This is a genomic window from Niallia circulans (genome assembly GCF_007273535.1).
Lineage (GTDB): Bacteria > Bacillota > Bacilli > Bacillales > Cytobacillaceae > Niallia > Niallia circulans_B.
Window position 1 is genome coordinate 1,336,004 of sequence record NZ_RIBP01000001.1, and the last position, 16,706, is coordinate 1,352,709.

Genomic DNA, 16,706 nt, shown 5'->3' on the forward strand with positions numbered 1-16,706 from the left:
ATTTAATTAAAAATGAATAAATATATCGGAGTTGATTCTCCACTTATTTAAGAAGAAACTATTTATAAAATCCTCAATTACATTTAATTCACCTTTTGATGGAAAGCTAGATATTTTTATTATTGGTAAATGTTCAAAATTTAGCTCATCTGTGTCTATTACTGCTACAACTAAATCATACTCATTATTTTTTTTTAGTTGCTCATTATCTATATAGTCCATTACCGTTAAACTCAAATTACTTCCAAATTGGTAGTGTAAAACTTGTTTTATATACTCAGCTTCGATAAATGTTCTACATATTAATGCAGCTGTAATAACGGTCTGCGCCTTTTTTCTTAAAAGTGCTGCTTGTACTAGTAAAAAAATCTCAAAAATCCCCATCCTATCTACACTTATATTATCTGTATAATCCTGGTCAATTAAAGATTTGTTAATGATGTCATCAATTTTCTTATATAGTGGATTCGACTCTACATAAGGAAGATAAGAAACCATAGCACTGTTTATACTATTAGTACCTAATTGTGAATCAATATAAATTCTTCGAAAGGTTTGAACAAGCTTGTACAAAAAGGTATCATCTTGAGCTATATCAAACCCTAAATAATCTGAGAGATATCCCATAAAAATCGACAGAAGATTTGCTCGATCATCTGCATTTCCCCTCATTCTGAACCTAACCTCCATAATATCCTTAGATTTATTAACAGGTATTTTTTCGTTAAGAATATTTAAGGAGAAGTAGAGAGCTTCGTTCATTTGGGTTTCTCGATTAGGGCATTTCCTCATGAAATTAAACATTTCACTAGCTACTTTATAAAATTCTGAATTTCCGTATTCCTTATGGATATATTTCGGAAGATTCATGTAACACCCATGAGAAATACGCAGGTTTATAACATCCATTATTGTTGCAAGTCTATGTAATGCGCCCATATGTAAAGCTATTGAATATTTTTCAGTAGAAAGAAGTAATTTACTTTTAAAGTCGGCAATATTAAATGTATCTACTATAGAAGGATCGATTAATTTATTAGAGAACTCGAGATATTGGACAATAAATCGGCGGATTTTCCTTTCATCTCCAGTAAGCCGTAAGCGATTATTTGAGATACTGATGCCATTGAAGCTTGTTACCTCTTTAATTTTTTCAATGTGGCGATAAACAGTTGCTCTACTTAAATGAATCTTTTCCATTAATTCTGCGACTGTTATCCCATTATTAAAAATAATTAGCCCTATAATTTGAATATATGTATTATTTTCTCTTAAATACGTTAGGACATCCTCAATCGTACCGTTACTTGGTTTTTTTAAACGTATTCCCCTTAGCTCATTTTTTTCAATACTCCAATTAGGAGGAAGATTAAAATTCATAAAGCCAATCTCTCGCCAAATCGTACTTTTTGAATAACTAGTTTTTTCCGAGAGATACCCTATACTACACCATGTGTCTTCATGGAATAACTGATATATTATGTCTGAATATCTTTCATTAAACCTGTTCATATTATATTCCTTCTTTATTCATATTTAGTAAGCAACTCCTTATTACTTTTTTCCAATTAATTTTTTTTATTCAAATCGCTTCTATCCCAAACTAGAAATTATGCATTCCATCATCGAGACAGTTTTCACGCAAAAATTTATTAATATAAAATATGTTTTTAAAAGAACTATTTTTAATACCCTGTTCAAAACTTCAAATGCAGATGGACATAATGATTCGTGAATGATAATTTTGTAACAATTTGTTTATGGTATCTTGCTTTAATAGTCTCTCACCGCTTGTGCTGCTCACTTCCCGGTGGGAGAAATGGAGCTTATTTTTGGGATATCAATCATTTCTATTTCCCTCAGAAATCGAGTGTTCTCCGCTCCATTCAACTAAGTTTTTTCAGTCTTGTGTTTAAACCAAAAAAACTGAACTATTAATCGATAATCGATAGTATACTTCAGTTTTTTACTTTAGTCTTACATACTAAGGTTTCTAGCCTGTTATCTTTTTAGGTTTTTAAATTCATTAATCAACTTTTCAGCGTGTTCTCCAAGCTTATTAGCAAGGTCATTCATTTGTTCCATGGATGCTGCTTGTTCCTCTATAGATGCAGAGACTTCTTCAGTGTTTGCAGCTGTTTCTTGTTTAAAAGCAGTAATATCCATGCTTGATTGAATGATTTCTTCTTTTTTCGTTATCATTTCTTCAATGGCTGTAACCACGTCATCAATATTTTGTCCATTTTGTTTTATCGTATGTTCAATGGCTTGAAATGCGCTTTCCGCCTCATTAACAGTCACATTTTGAGCCTTAACTAACTCATGCGTATTCTCTATAAGACCAACAGTATTTTTAGTTTGACTTTGCATTTGTTGAATTAGACCAGCTATCTCCTTTGAAGATTGCGCTGATTTCTCCGCAAGTTTACGAACCTCGTCAGCAACCACAGCAAATCCGCGTCCCGATTCACCAGCTCTGGCAGCTTCGATTGCAGCGTTTAACGCAAGTAGATTAGTTTGGTCGGCTAGCTCTTGTATGGTCAAAATGATCTCGTTGATGTTGTTAGAGTTATTTTCCAACAAATTAATAGCCCCTACCATTTCATTCGTCATACTATTTGTTTGTGCAGATTGTTTTCTAAGCTCAACAACCTTTGTATATCCCTTGTCTGTTTGTAGCAGCATAGCCTCAGAACTGGTTCTGATTTCGACACTTTGCTGCACTACTTCTTCCATCTTCTCCGAAAGAAGCGAAAGATTACTTGAATCTCTTTCGGCAAGGTCGGCTTGTGTTGTAGCGTCATTAGCAATCTTATCCATTGCAGTAGATGTTTCTGCAATGGCACTAGCATTTTCATTCACGCTTATCACTAAGGTATTGGATGCTGTCATTACTGCTCCAGATGCTTCTGCTATCGTGCTCAACATTTTCCTAACTTGCTCTAACATATGGTTAAACCCATTTGTTAGACTTCCGATTTCATCACTCGTTTGTACATCAACAAAAATAGCGAAGTCCCCAGCTCTTACTTTATCCATCGCTGTGCTCAAGTCTTGTAAAGGACGCAGCATCCTTTTGATTACAAAATAAAAGATAGTTGCTATGACAATAACAATAATGCCAAGGATTATTAACATAGGTTTTATAAGATCCCTAGCTTGTGTAGCAAATTCCTTTAAAGGTATAACACCTACTATATACAGGCCTGTAGTTTTATTTTTCACAAAGAAAAGTTCTTTCGCGTCACCTTTATATTCATAACTAACGTTATCACTATTGTTATTGGACGTTATAATCCTTTGAGTGAACTCTTCCGAACTTATGTCCTTGCCATTCGTATCTTTATTTGGATGGTACACAGCAAGTCCCGTTTCATCTAATAAGAATGTATAGCCTGTCTTTCCTATTTCTGTATCCTTCAACAATACGTTAAAAATAGATAAGTCAACATCGATAGCTAAAACTCCTAAAACCTTTCCTTCGGCGTTATTAACCATTTTCGCAACAGTCATCGTTAATTTCCCACTACCTGCATCATTATAAGGTTTAGTTAAAACTATTTCTCCATTTTGCTCAATCGCTTTTGTATACCACGAGCTTTCACTTGCGTCATAATCATCAGGAATATTCTGTTCTGGATATAATAACAATTTGCCTTTGTTTAAATGAATATAAGTATTAAGGATAACAGGGTTATTCTCCTTAAAACCAGCCAATGCCTTCATACCTTTAGCTTCATTTTCTTCTATTCCTTGTATCGCCGGGACTTCAGAAAGTTGAGCCAATGTAGTGCTAAGACTGTTAAATAGACTATCGAATTGTCTGTCTGTTTGTGCAACTACATTTATAGCATTATTAACCAAAATCTCCTTTGTATTTTCTTTGACAAGATCATAATTTAAATAGGTTAAAACAGCTCCGCCAATAGCAAGCAAAGCAATAACTGGTAATAATACTTTGCTTACAACGGATCGTGGTTTCTTCATTTAAGCCTCCTCCATAGCCCTCTTAATAAAAATTAGAATGGTGTTCATATACTCAGGTTTTTAAAATAGTTCTTTCTGTTGCGTTCTACAGCGGGGAGGTATGGCTACTCCTCATCTTTGCTTGCCGGGTCTAAATTATCACTGTTTTCCGCAGCAGTCAGTACACAGTCTCTGCCTCCTTCAACATCATTTCATAGTTAAATTCTAAACCCCAAATTTACAAATAGTAAAATTAAACATTATATACACGATGTTTAGAAAAACTTATTCCCCTGTTAAAGTCCTAACATAACAATCAATGGCTAACTAATAGATGTTCACGTATAAATATGTTTGTTTTGTGCCAATAAAATCTAATGAAATTGCAAAGTTCCGTTACCTTTCACGGTAAATTTTTATCTCATATCTGGGACGACCAGTTTTAATTTTGAGACTATTTCTTACTCGGGATATTGTACTATATTGCCGTAGCAACAAATCTTCAACTTCTTAGAAAACGAGAATTAGAGAAGTAACAAAAATATATAGGAGTTTGGAGTATAAAAATGTGATTATGAAAGCTATTTAATCACCAGTATGTAAAAACTTTCAAAAGAAATAGACATTTTTATCTTTACAATTTTATGGGGTTATTTTTTATCATGTTCAATATCACCTTCCCTCGAAAATATTCCTTCTTTTGTTCACAATTTGTTGCCTATTTACTTTACGAGAGCGGTTCATTAAACATAAAAAACATCCTTCCCTAATAAACCCTAGGATTTATTGGATACCGGGAAGTTTATCTTTGAGAGGAATAATCAATATTATTTTCAAACTATCTAATGGAATTTTAATCCACTTACATTCAGGAGGTATTTAGGAGGATGAAACTAAATTTAGCGATGATGAAGAAAGAGAATCAGAATTGTCTTGAGGAAATTTCACTTGAAAACAGATTACTATTAATTTCCGAAATGAATATAAATTACATTAAATATAATCTAAAAAACGAGAATCCCTTTAGAATTTGTACAAATAATGGAATTGTAGAATTAGAAAGTGCGGAATTGATTAACCTGATATTAGAGACTCACTCAACAGATGATATAAGAGCACTTGTAGCTAATATTAGAAAGATAAAAAAGAGAAATATGCCGATACGGCATTTTTTTCAAACAATAGCTACTGGCCTTATTTAATTTACAATACGTATAGAATAAAAAATTGCATTAAACAGAGGAAAGTATGTCTTTTGACAATGAAGGATTTTTCGTTAGCATAATAAGAAATATTACAGGTTTTTGTACAGAGTACTCTTCTTATTAACTTCAAACTAAATGGAAATGGATATCTTGCCCTTCCATACTACTTCGCCTTGGGACAAAACATAAGATAACCTTTCTAAACACGAATAATAAAATTACATCTAAATTTGAAAAAGGAAACACGTGACTAAATAGAATGCGGGTTTAAAATTAGTTCGTTTCATTGCGCGCTCGACCTCGCGCTTTCCGCGGGGAGGAAGCTGAGCGCCTGCGGGGTCTAAAGCGTCCTCTATTTTCCCGCAGGAGTCGAGTGACCTCCGCTCCATTCCACTAAGTTTTCTAATCAGGTATTAAAACAAAAAAAACGAACTATTTTAATCATTGATTGATTAAGTAGTTCGTTTTTTACGCAGATTCACTTACTTATGTCCCAGCTTCTTCTCTTATTACTTATGATTTAGTCTTATTTGCATAAATGTATAGCAGCATAGATAAGACAGCGCATAAAGAAATGATGACAGAATAGCGAAAAATAGTAAAGAAATACTCCGAATAGGGAATCTCTGTGTATGATGTCCAGCCCTCTTCATCTATGTCACTTATTTCCCGTTTCTTAAAGATTACTAATAGGAAAAACGAAACAATAAATGAGTAAATTCCTGTTTTAACTAGAATTTTTTCCAATGTGTAATCCCCCTTTTCAATACATTTTCTTCCTTTGAATATATTACCAAATTATTATAGTTTTACATACTCATTTTTGAACTAGGAGCGTTCTATTAACCTCAGAATCCATCACCAGTTTAGTCACAATTAGCAGTCACTATAGTTAATTCACACCTTAAAATTGAGTTAAATCGAATGAAATATTCCTAGTTATCATCTGCTATTAACATAGAATATAAGCGCATTTGTTAATAGACACTATATAAGCCCACTACTATTAGTGGGCTTACATAGTGTCTATACTTGTCTATCAACCTAAAAAGTGCTGGCTCAGATCTGGTGATTACTCACTTATTAATTTTTATATGTTTAGTTATTTTAAAATAGTCACATACTTGGCAGAAACATATCCAGTCTTTGATCCGTATTTCACCTTATACCAGGAACCTTGCTGTGATTGAATGACAACTGTTTGCTTTTTCTTTAGCTTAAGAATAACCTTTGAGGAAGTGCTGGGCTTCTGTCTTAAATTAAGCACAGACGGTTTAACACTAGCTTTTTTCACCTTAACCGGTTTTTTAATTATAATTTTCTGCTTCATTGTTTTCTTGTATCCATGTAAATTTTCTGTTGTGATTTCGGCTGTATATGTTCCATTTCCCACCTTGCTGATATTCCAGCTAAATGATAGAGATCCTGTCTTTACCTCTTTATTTTTCACTAAGGTGGATACTGTCTTTCCTTTAGGATCCTTTAAGACAATAGTGATTTTTCCAGCTTTATTGGTTTTCATACCGATTTTGACTGTATTCTTCTTATTATCTGTACTAGCCTTAAGGCTTGATATGGCAGGAGGTGCCTTGTCCTTTTTTACAGTTACCTTATGAGAGGCTGTTTTTTGATAACCATCTTTATTACTTGCTATGATTTCAGCCGTATATGTGGCATTTTCCACTTTGCTAATATTCCAGTCAAAAGAAAGAGACCCAGACTTCACTTCTTTATTTTTTGCTATTGTGGCTACTGTTTTTCCTTTAGAATCCTTGACGATCATTGTCAGTTTCCCTGACTTATTTATCTTCATTGACAGCTTAGTAGTATTTTTCTTATAATCTATACTCGCTTTAAAGCTTGATATATTAGGTGGCACCGTATCGTCCATACCTTGTGAATTGCTTGCTGTACCACTATATTCTTTCATAAGAGCGGCCTTTGGGTAATAGAACTGCAATATTTGATTAAAGCTATGCCCAGCCTCGGCCCTGTTTCTGGCCCCATATTGACTAAGTCCTACAGCATGCCCATTGCCTCTCCCCTTCATATAAATGCTACCGTTTTTCGTTACTGTCTCATCGATTAAATAGCTAGTCATTCTGTCAATACCGACTATTGCGCGGATTTTAGATGCTGCAGTCCCATTCATTTCTAAAACTTTCTTCTCGGCAGTCTTCCCATTAGCCATTAACAAGTAATCCATTTTTAATGTTCCTTTTAACACTCTTCCGCCAGCAGATAATGAAGTTAAGTCTACCCCTAGCTTGTGAATTTTAGCTATTTTAATCTTAGCAACATCATTTGTATATCCTTCGCTTACAAGCCACTTCTTAATATTAATCAGTACAGCGTTATCTGCATCTGTCTCCTTAAGTGTGTTCCACCATATATCCGCTATCGCCAAATTCAATGTAGCGGGCAGTTGCTCTTGTTTCAGTTGAATCGCCCAAGTGAACTTTTCCTTTGTTGCAGGGTTAAAATCAAATGTATCCTCCTTAACTGCGAAGTAAGATAATGCTGCACCACCCCATACACTGCTATTTAATTCTGTCCAACCTCCATTACTTGCAGAAAACACAGCATCTATTAATGCTCCATTAGATTTTAATACCATTCCTTCTGTTTCCTTAACAGCAGTATCCGATTGAGCATGATTTGCCGAACTTCCTCCATATACTTGCTTTGCAATCGTATCTACCATATTACTATCATTCATATGTTTAATTGCATACGTTCTTGCAGCAACGGTTTGTGCCTTAAGTGCCTCCATGCTCCAAAGCGCTGGCATTTCTTGAGGAACCACTCCTCTTAAATATGTTTCTATATCTACTTTGTTAATTGGACGAACATATAAATTACTGTTTTTTGTATCTTTTTCGATAACAAATTGAAAGGAACCATTGTATTTGCGACCATTAACAGAAAGAGTTCCATCTGTTTTAACAGGAGCTGCAGAAATGGTACTATCCTTTTCTATCAATACCTGTCCTTTGCTTGTTTCCATACTCAACTTACTGTTACTAAGCTTTATGACAGCTTCTGTTCCTGAAGAGACCTTTATACCGTTCGAAAGCTTATATTCTCCATTAAAAACTACAGTAATGGACGTTTTATTACCGAGATAATTAACTAATTTCACTTCAATTGTTGGTATAGTTGATGCAGCCTTTATCTTTTCAGGATAAATAGCTGCTCCAAAAAATAATGTAAAAAGAAGCAATATCAATCTAACTTTACGCATCTGTTTTCCCCCTCTTATACTAGTAGAATATTGTCTGACTATTTAATTCTATAGCCTTATAGATATGGTTACTAGTTTTAATCGGTGGAAGAAAACAGGTTCTTATGACCTATATTTATACGATTTTAAACATAATCATAAGCATCATTTCAATTGTTTTAGCACGCCCTCTTAATACAAAGTGATAAAATCTCATAACGAAGTTTGGTTCCGGTATGTAACAAAAAAAGAGTAGTAGATTTCATGAAGGTTTAACTAGCATTTTCCTTAGAAAGCAAATAAGGATATTTATCTCCTCCATTTATAATAAAAAAATAACCCGTTAATAAGCGGGTTATGATCTTAGTATTCTTGAGGGATAGAATCTAGTTTAAGATTGACTGTCTTCAACACAGACAACCACTTTCCCTTTGGTTTTTCCTTTTCCCAAATAATCAATTGCCTCAGGAACCTGATTTAAAGAATATTCTTTATCAATTACAGGAACTAGTTTACCAGCAGTATATAGGTCTTTTAAAAAATTTTGATCCTCCTTGCTTGGTTTGTGAAGCAGAATGGTCATTTTCTTCCTTTCTGTTTTATTAATAATTGGTCCAAGTAATAATAACTGCAAAATTAAGAAGGAAGAACCACCAATCATCACATACTTTCCTTCTGACTTTATTGCTCTTTTATAATGAAAGATAGACCGATTTCCTACAACATCAAGAATCAAGTCATACTTCTGGCCATTTTTCTTTGTGAAGTCTTCTGTTCTGTAATCAATCACATGATCCGCACCTATTGACTTCAGCATTTCTAATTTCCCCTTGCTGTCCACACAAGTTACTTCCGCACCGTATAGCTTAGCTATTTGTAACGCAAAGGTTCCGACTCCTCCTCCAGCGCCATTGATTAATACCTTTTTAGTTTCATGAACCCTTCCTTTATCACGAAGTGCCTGTAAAGCAAGAACTCCTGCCTGGGGAATCGCAGCAGCTTCCTCAAATGTCATATGAGCTGGTTTCAATGATAGTGCCTCTTCAGAAGCACAAACATATTCTGCAAATCCGCCCCAACCGCACCCGGATATGTCCCCGAACACTTCAGCTCCAACAGAAATATTCTTTACGTTTTCTCCAATCGCTTCAACCCTACCCGCTATATCTGCCCCTAAAGTTTTGTACCTCGGCTTTCTAATTCCCCCTAGTCTTGTCAGAAACGGCTTTCCTCGCAAAAGGTCCCAGTCCCAAGAATTTACAGAAGCAGCATACACCTTCACTAATACTTCATTTGCTTTTATCTCTGGTATGTCTACTTCTTTGAGCTCAAGTACATCTGTCAGTCCATATTCACTGTAAACCATCGCTTTCATACAAATAACTCCTTCACTTTAGCTTTGCATATGGATGAAACCATTAAGCATATGACTGTTCATAAGGAATATTTATTTTTAGACCTTTGCATTTATGAGCAGAATTTATTATAAGTTACAGAACCAGTACTTAGAGAACAACTATTTACTATCTACACAATCTTGTCTTTTGTACTACTATTATTCCAGACTTCCCTTTCTAAAACCTTCTTCTTTCTGTTTTCACATGATTTTTGCCTCTCTTTACACATAAAGAAAAGCGCCTCGTTATTTTTAACAAGGCGCTGTGTTAAAACCAGTCTGTTTAACCGCTATCAATCCTCTAATGAATTATAGCCCGACTTCTTTCTTGTTCCTCTTTCAATTTTTCTGGTGTAACATCATTTCCTAATGGATCAATAATAGTTGTATTTAACAGGATACTATCCATGGAGCCACGAAACTCTTTTATATAATCATTAAGGAGGAGTTTGCGTTCGTCTGTTTCTTCTTGTGTTAAGTTTCTTATTTTAGAAGTTCTAGCTAATTCGTTTATTCTATTCAATTTCTGTCTCATAATTGTTACCCCCATGCTCGATTTATTTTTGTCTTCTTAATAATTTATCTTGATTTCGAGATAAATTACCTTTATAAAACTCCTCTTTTAATTAAGGAGTTGAAAGGAAGACTGAATTAAATTATCTTTAATTCAAGATAATTTTACAATACAAACAATCATCTGTCAATAACTTCCTTTCTATTAGAATTTTTTACTGGAGTCATCAAAAAAACTTTCCTCTGCTTAAAGGAAAGTCCTGTTACTATGCTTTTATTCTATACCAGTATTGATAAGCTTCCTTAAACCCTAGTTTTGAGTAAAGCTTTATTGCTGGCGAATTATTTACCATCACTTGAAGATAGGCCAACTGAGCTCCATTATCCTGTCCCCATTGTAAAATATTCTGGATGAGTTTATAACCATAACCTTTATTTCTATGCTGTTCAGATGTGACGATATCAAACAATCCTATGCAGTCATTTTCCAATACACACATCCCACAAGCAACAACCTCATTACTTTTTTCATTTTTTAATTGAAAATAGCGAGCTTCAGCGATTATATTTTTTAGCATAGCGTTCAATGTTAATTGGTCTTGTTTCTTAACATTGTTTAGCTTACAAAAGTTGCAGAACCAATCGTCTTGTAAATGTTTATAAACAACAGCATGATGTTCTAATTCTGTCTGAACATCTTGTAAGGATAAAACTTGAACACTAGTCAAACTGTCTTGAACATAGCTGTTTTCATCCAGTATTAAATCTAGGTTTTCAGGTGACACTTGCTTGGTCATTTTATAAACAACCTTTAAATTCTTATTACGATACATTTGTTCAACAGTCTTTATTTTAAAATCCACATCCTGATTTGAAAAATAAATAGGATTAATAGAATTTGCTCTTTTCGTATATCCACCAGCAAAGCGGATTATCCAGCCATCATACAGCTGTATTTGCAGTGCAGGTAACGCATTCATTGATAATTCCTCTATTTTTTGGATAAGTTGCTTGTTTGTCATTTTCCTATCGCCCCCTTTAAATTGTATAAAAATATACAATATTAAATAATTATACATAAATTCCATAATTCCTTCTAAACATAAAAAAGATGCTTCTTTTAAACAGAAAGCATCTAAAGTTTATCTTTATTGGTTTATACAGTCTTTATCAGGATTCAATTTCAGCTGCTTCCATTTTCCATCGCCATTATTACGGTAGGAGGCAATTTCGATGTCTGTTCCATTTGTCAAAATGAAGAAAATAAAAAAATAGCTTGCACCATCGTTGCCGTAAAAAAATATATACTTCACATAACCCTTTGTTACGGCTGGATATCTCTTCTTAATCAATTTACACCAATCTCCGTATTTCACATCAATTACTGATTCTGCATCATGCTGCCACAGATGATATGGTGCACATAGAAAGTCTTCACGTTCTTGTTGTATATTGTTAATTCGATACCCGCCATTTTCATGAATAAGGTCTATAAATCCATATGAATAACCAAAGTATTCCTCATTTGGCTCAATTAAGCTGATAATTTTTTCAATCTCATAAAAGTACCGTATTCCTTGTGTTCCATCAGGTAGCTTACAAAGTTTAATTAAGTTAATATGTCCAACCCCTGCAAAAGAGTTTAAATAAGCTTCATAATTCAACTTTTTTTGATACGTTTTCGATAAAAAGTTGTATGCTATCGGATAAGGAATATTACCATTTCCAATCGAACCACAATATCTAATCGCAAGATTTGCTGCTTCACGTAAAATGCTAAAGTAATTTATAACAGTATCTTCAGGGGTTTTCGTTAACTGTGCAGGCAAATGTATTTGATCGTACGATTTGTCATAATATTCATCAAAAAATTTCCAATCACTAAATCTTAAATTTAATGCTTTTAAGCAAGACGGCCGAAAATATTTCTGGTTACGGGCGGCTTCTTCCTTCTCGTTTCGTAACACCACATGAATCACCCCCTTTATTGTATGGGTGATTCACATATAGGTGATAAAAAGGCATTGGAATTACTTTGTTGGGTGGTTCTTAAAATAGGCTCGGAACACCCTTTGACTTATGATATTTGCTGCACTGTGCGGCTGTGTGAAGCCGTCAAGATAAGCATTCGGAACTATAACGGCTATAGCAATTTGCGGATCTTTATAAGGGGCAAAACCTGCAAATGAAAGATTCCAAGTCTTCACACCATGTTTATAAGATTCAGAGGTGCCTGTTTTTCCTGCCGCATCATATGGTTCATTGGCGAAATAACTTTTGGCTGTACCTTGGGAACCATGGGTTACAAGCCGCAAACCTTGCTGTACCCGCTCAATCATTTGATTACTCATGTCTACTTTATTCAATATGACCGGTTCTATTTCGTCTACAATCTTTCCTAATCCCTGTTCATCATTAGTTGATTCACGTATCTCCTTAACAAGCTGTGGCTGCATGCGGTACCCACCATTGGCAATCGTTGTCATATATTGAGCAATTTGCATTGGTGTATATGTATCTAGTTGTCCGATAGCAATTTGAAAATACGTGCTGATATTGTTACCTTTAATTCCTGCCGTTTCATTATCAAAACCAATCCCTGTCGGAACGCCCAAGCCAAACTGGTTAAAATAATAGCGAATTGTTTCAATTTTTTTGGAATCAATATTTAATGTGCCATTAGGGATATACTTACCACCCATCATTTCAATCGCTGTTTTCCACATATATACGTTGGATGAGCGCTCAAGTGCTTCCAAGTCATCAACAAGCCCCATAGTTTGATAAGAAGAAAAGGTTCCGGAGCCTTTAAATCTCATTACTTCATCACGCTCTGTTTCGCCTATATTTCTTACACCCGACTGAAAACCAGCTAATACTGTTGCTCCCTTCACAACAGAGCCCTGTTCAAACGCATAAGTAAAGGTTCCCGGCGTAAAATCGCTAAATTCCTTTGACTTCCGATCATACACTTGTCCAGACATAGCAAGTATCCGGCCAGTTCTTGGCTCCATCGCAACGACAAAGGCTGTGTCGAGCAAATTTGTATGAGGCTTTTGGATGGCAGCGACAAGCTCCTCCTGCATTATTTTTTCAACTTGCTCTTGGAATTCCATATCAATTGTCAAAACTATATCATTTCCGTTTTTCCCTTCGGTAACTACATCTGTGTTTACAACCTCTCCATTTCTGTCTGTACTTACGTTTACAACTTCATTTTGGCCCTGTAGCACACTATCATAAAGCTCTTCTATATAGCTTTTTCCAACCCGATCATTAAGTTTGTACCCTTTGGAAGTGTAGAAATCTAACTTTTCTTCTGGCAGACCTTCTTCTGTCGTCGTTACTTTACCAAGCATGTTGTTAAAAGTGTTTCCGAAGTTATGCGCTCTTTTCCAATCTGTTGTTACATCAATCCCCGGCAGATTTCCAAGCGATTCAGCGGCAATTGCGTATTCTTGATTTGTCACATCTTCATTTTTTATAACCGTTTTGGAAAATGCTGATGCAGTCGATAACTTCCGGTATATAGCCGCCATATTTTTATTAATAGACTTTAAATCCTTCTCTGTTATCCGGTCTAATTTCAAGTTATATAGTTCTTTATCATTCACTTTATCATCTTTGAATAATTTTTCTTCCTTATCTGTCAGTAGCCCCGCTCCATTGTCATTTACCAGCAGCCAAATGTCCTTTAAGTCCCTGGTTGTAACTTTTTTTATATCCTTTTTATTCATCGTAACAAAGTCAGCCAACTTTTTGGCCAAGAGCAGCATTTCTTCCGGTTGTGGATGTAATCGCGGCGTATAAACAATTGCCTTTGCTGGAATATTGTAGACTACTAATCTATTATTAGTATCATAAATTTTCCCCCGCGGAACAGAGGCACTAACTGGAGTTACTACTTTATTTTTTACTTGTGCAGTATACTCTTCCCCACTCACAATTTGAATTAGTCCAAGGCGTATAATCAGAACCGAAAACAGAATAAAGACTGAAAAAAAGATACCCGTGATTCTTATTCGGTATTGATTATTTGCTTTTGGTGTTTTTTTGGCTTTTTGCTTCACAGTAATTTTCCCTTTCTATATGTGTGATAGCACTAAATACTACAATTGTAGTATTTAGTGCAGAAATGAGCCAAAAAGAACGCTGAATTCTTTTCGGCTTGCTATTCAATATATATTTTTATCCTTCAAAATTTGCTTGGCTATCTCCATAGCTTTACTTCCACTGGCTTCTGTTCCCTGATTTTGGATATTAATTGCAAAATAGTAACTATGCCCTTCTTTTTTCACAAAGCCAATAAACCAGCCATTTACATTATTCCCGTTTATCGTTCCAGTACCAGTTTTTCCATACAATTGCTTATCCTGTTGGTCATCAATTAACATCGCTTCTTTTATTGCTTCAACATTTTCTGCTTTGAAGCCAAACTTATTTTCTGATAGCTCCTGCAATAAAAGCACTTGTTCAATCGGTGATATTTTCAGAGAGGATTCCATCCAATAGGTATCCAAACCTCCAGACAAGTCCTTATTTCCATAGTTGACCTTATCGAAATAAGCTTGCAGGCGTTTATCTCCTACCTCTTGATCCAGATTTTGAAAATACCAGTTTACTGAATTTCTCATGGCAGATGTTAAGTTATGATCTTTATCCCACTCTTTAAAAGGGTTGCTTCTCCCGTTCCAATACTGTTCAGAGTTATTTATTGCTATAGCATTTGATTCTAATGCAAATAACCCAGAATAAATTTTATACGTGCTATCTGGTGAAATCCTTTGTTCACTTAATATACGATTGTATATTTGAAAATGGCTATTGTCTGCATCGTATAAAACAAAACTCCCTTTATAACCTTTAAAATACGCACTTAAGTCCTCATAGGCTGTATTCCTCCCATCAAAATGATACACATCATTAGAAGTAGCCAATACAGTCGTAAGTGGTGTAATCACGAGTACAAGTATTCCTAAAAGCATACAAATAACCTTACTTTTCATTTTCAATAAAGCAGATGCTTCAGAGAAGTTAGCAATACTTTGAATTCTTTGTTTAATTTGTTGATTAGTTCCGCCAATTCCTGAGGCAAACAATTCAAATGACTTCTCCTGTTTGTTATGGGCAAATCGAATAATTGTATGACCATATTCAAGATAGCCCTTCTCATCTAAAAGATTTAGAACAGAGTCATCACAAGCCAATTCGCGGTCCATTCGGATCCTTTTTAAGGAATACCATATAAATGGATTAAACCAATATATGATTTGAAAAATCCACATCACATAATGAACTAGCATATCTTTGTTTTTATGATGTGTTAGCTCATGCAGTAATACATATTTAATATCCTTTAAAGTAAATACTGTTTGTAAGTTTGATGGTACTAAAATATAAGGCTTGAAAATACCAAACGTAATTGGTGTGGTAATAAAAGGTGTTTCTTTAAGGATAATATTTCTTTTAATCCCAACAACCTCTTTGCACTCTTCTAATAATAGATTTACTTTAATGTTCTTAATAAAAACAGCAGACTTTTGTAGTTTATGAAGCTGATAGTTTGAATATATCAGTATTGCAAGGCAAAGAACCATGCCTATTATCCAAACAGCACATATGAGCTGGTAAATATATTCTGGTGTTGAGTTGTGCACAGATACGGAAAAATCACGGATTAAATCTGTATTAGCACCATTTGACTCTGTTAGGCCACCACTTTTGTACTCATTCTGAGCTGCTGTTTTACCAGTAAACGTCAGCAAGTTTTTTATATATTGTATTCCTTCACCTAACCCTAAATAATTCCATGGTAAAGTGGAAACAAAAAGAGGGACAAACAGAAAAAACCAAATTTTATAATGCGTTTTAACTGACATATGTTTAGTTAATGCCTTTTTCATCAAGAGAATAATAACAATTAGGAGGGATAACGCTATTGTATTAAGCAAAAGCCGTTGTACAACGATATCCATTATTTTTCCCCTCCCTCTTTCTCTCTCTGTGATAGTATTTTCTGTAATTCAGAAATATCTTCATTAGACAACTTATCGTTTTCAATGAAATTTAATACCATTGAATTTAATGTGCCATCGAAAAATTGTTGAAGAAAGGTTTTGCTTTTTTGCTCTATATAATCGTGCTTTTCAATTAGTGATGTATAAATAAACACTCTGCCATTTTTTCTTGCGTGCAGTGCCTTTTTCTTAACAAGACGTGCGAGCATCGTATGAATAGTATTCGGTTTCCAGTCAAACTCTGCAGATGACAGCTTCTCGACTACCTCAGGTGTTGAGATGGGCTCATATTTCCATACAATATTCATAACTTCATATTCTGCTTCTGATATTTGGGGACTCTTCGTCATGGTGAAACCTCCTACTTTTACAATTGTAGTATTTAT

12 protein-coding genes are annotated in these 16,706 nt (G+C 34.6%); 1 reads left to right on the forward strand and 11 read right to left on the reverse strand.

Annotated features, from left to right (window positions below):
- Positions 1-6: 6 nt before the first annotated feature.
- The gene (locus tag CEQ21_RS07455; protein WP_185763934.1) at positions 7-1,512 is read right to left on the reverse strand and encodes a helix-turn-helix domain-containing protein; all 1,506 of its coding nucleotides are present in this window, start codon (positions 1,510-1,512) and stop codon (positions 7-9) included.
- Between the two features lie 489 nt (positions 1,513-2,001).
- Positions 2,002-3,987, reverse strand: a complete 1,986-nt coding sequence (locus CEQ21_RS07460) for a methyl-accepting chemotaxis protein (RefSeq protein WP_185763935.1) — start codon at positions 3,985-3,987, stop codon at positions 2,002-2,004.
- A gap of 866 nt (positions 3,988-4,853) precedes the next feature.
- Here CEQ21_RS07460 and CEQ21_RS07465 point away from each other — a divergent pair.
- Positions 4,854-5,168 (forward strand): hypothetical protein, encoded by a 315-nt coding sequence (locus tag CEQ21_RS07465; RefSeq protein WP_185763936.1) that lies wholly within the window; start codon positions 4,854-4,856, stop codon positions 5,166-5,168.
- A gap of 516 nt (positions 5,169-5,684) precedes the next feature.
- Here the strand turns inward: CEQ21_RS07465 and CEQ21_RS07470 are convergent.
- The 9 genes from CEQ21_RS07470 to CEQ21_RS07510 all read right to left on the reverse strand — a co-directional run bounded on the left by CEQ21_RS07470 (position 5,685) and on the right by CEQ21_RS07510 (position 16,670).
- Positions 5,685-5,918: a hypothetical protein gene (locus CEQ21_RS07470; RefSeq protein WP_185763937.1), complete on the reverse strand. Its 234-nt coding sequence runs from the start codon at positions 5,916-5,918 to the stop codon at positions 5,685-5,687.
- Between the two features lie 355 nt (positions 5,919-6,273).
- Positions 6,274-8,415, reverse strand: a complete 2,142-nt coding sequence (locus tag CEQ21_RS07475) for a SpoIID/LytB domain-containing protein (protein WP_185763938.1) — start codon at positions 8,413-8,415, stop codon at positions 6,274-6,276.
- Between the two features lie 370 nt (positions 8,416-8,785).
- Entirely contained in the window at positions 8,786-9,769 is a 984-nt protein-coding gene (locus CEQ21_RS07480) for an NAD(P)-dependent alcohol dehydrogenase (protein ID WP_185763939.1), read from the reverse strand.
- A 322-nt stretch (positions 9,770-10,091) separates the two neighbouring features.
- Positions 10,092-10,325 carry a DUF896 domain-containing protein gene (locus CEQ21_RS07485; protein ID WP_185763940.1) on the reverse strand — a complete coding sequence of 78 codons (234 nt, stop codon included), beginning with the start codon at positions 10,323-10,325 and terminating at the stop codon, positions 10,092-10,094.
- Positions 10,326-10,569: 244 nt separating this feature from the next.
- Positions 10,570-11,325, reverse strand: a complete 756-nt coding sequence (locus tag CEQ21_RS07490) for a GNAT family N-acetyltransferase (protein WP_185763941.1) — start codon at positions 11,323-11,325, stop codon at positions 10,570-10,572.
- Positions 11,326-11,451: 126 nt separating this feature from the next.
- The gene (locus CEQ21_RS07495; protein ID WP_185763942.1) at positions 11,452-12,273 is read right to left on the reverse strand and encodes a hypothetical protein; all 822 of its coding nucleotides are present in this window, start codon (positions 12,271-12,273) and stop codon (positions 11,452-11,454) included.
- A gap of 60 nt (positions 12,274-12,333) precedes the next feature.
- On the reverse strand, positions 12,334-14,373 hold the full coding sequence (locus CEQ21_RS07500; protein ID WP_185763943.1) for a peptidoglycan D,D-transpeptidase FtsI family protein: 2,040 nt from the start codon (positions 14,371-14,373) through the stop codon (positions 12,334-12,336).
- A gap of 105 nt (positions 14,374-14,478) precedes the next feature.
- Positions 14,479-16,278, reverse strand: a complete 1,800-nt coding sequence (locus tag CEQ21_RS07505) for a BlaR1 family beta-lactam sensor/signal transducer (protein WP_185763944.1) — start codon at positions 16,276-16,278, stop codon at positions 14,479-14,481.
- Positions 16,278-16,670 (reverse strand): BlaI/MecI/CopY family transcriptional regulator, encoded by a 393-nt coding sequence (locus CEQ21_RS07510; protein ID WP_185763945.1) that lies wholly within the window; start codon positions 16,668-16,670, stop codon positions 16,278-16,280. Before CEQ21_RS07510 ends, CEQ21_RS07505 begins: the two co-directional genes overlap by 1 nt.
- Positions 16,671-16,706: the final 36 nt, after the last annotated feature.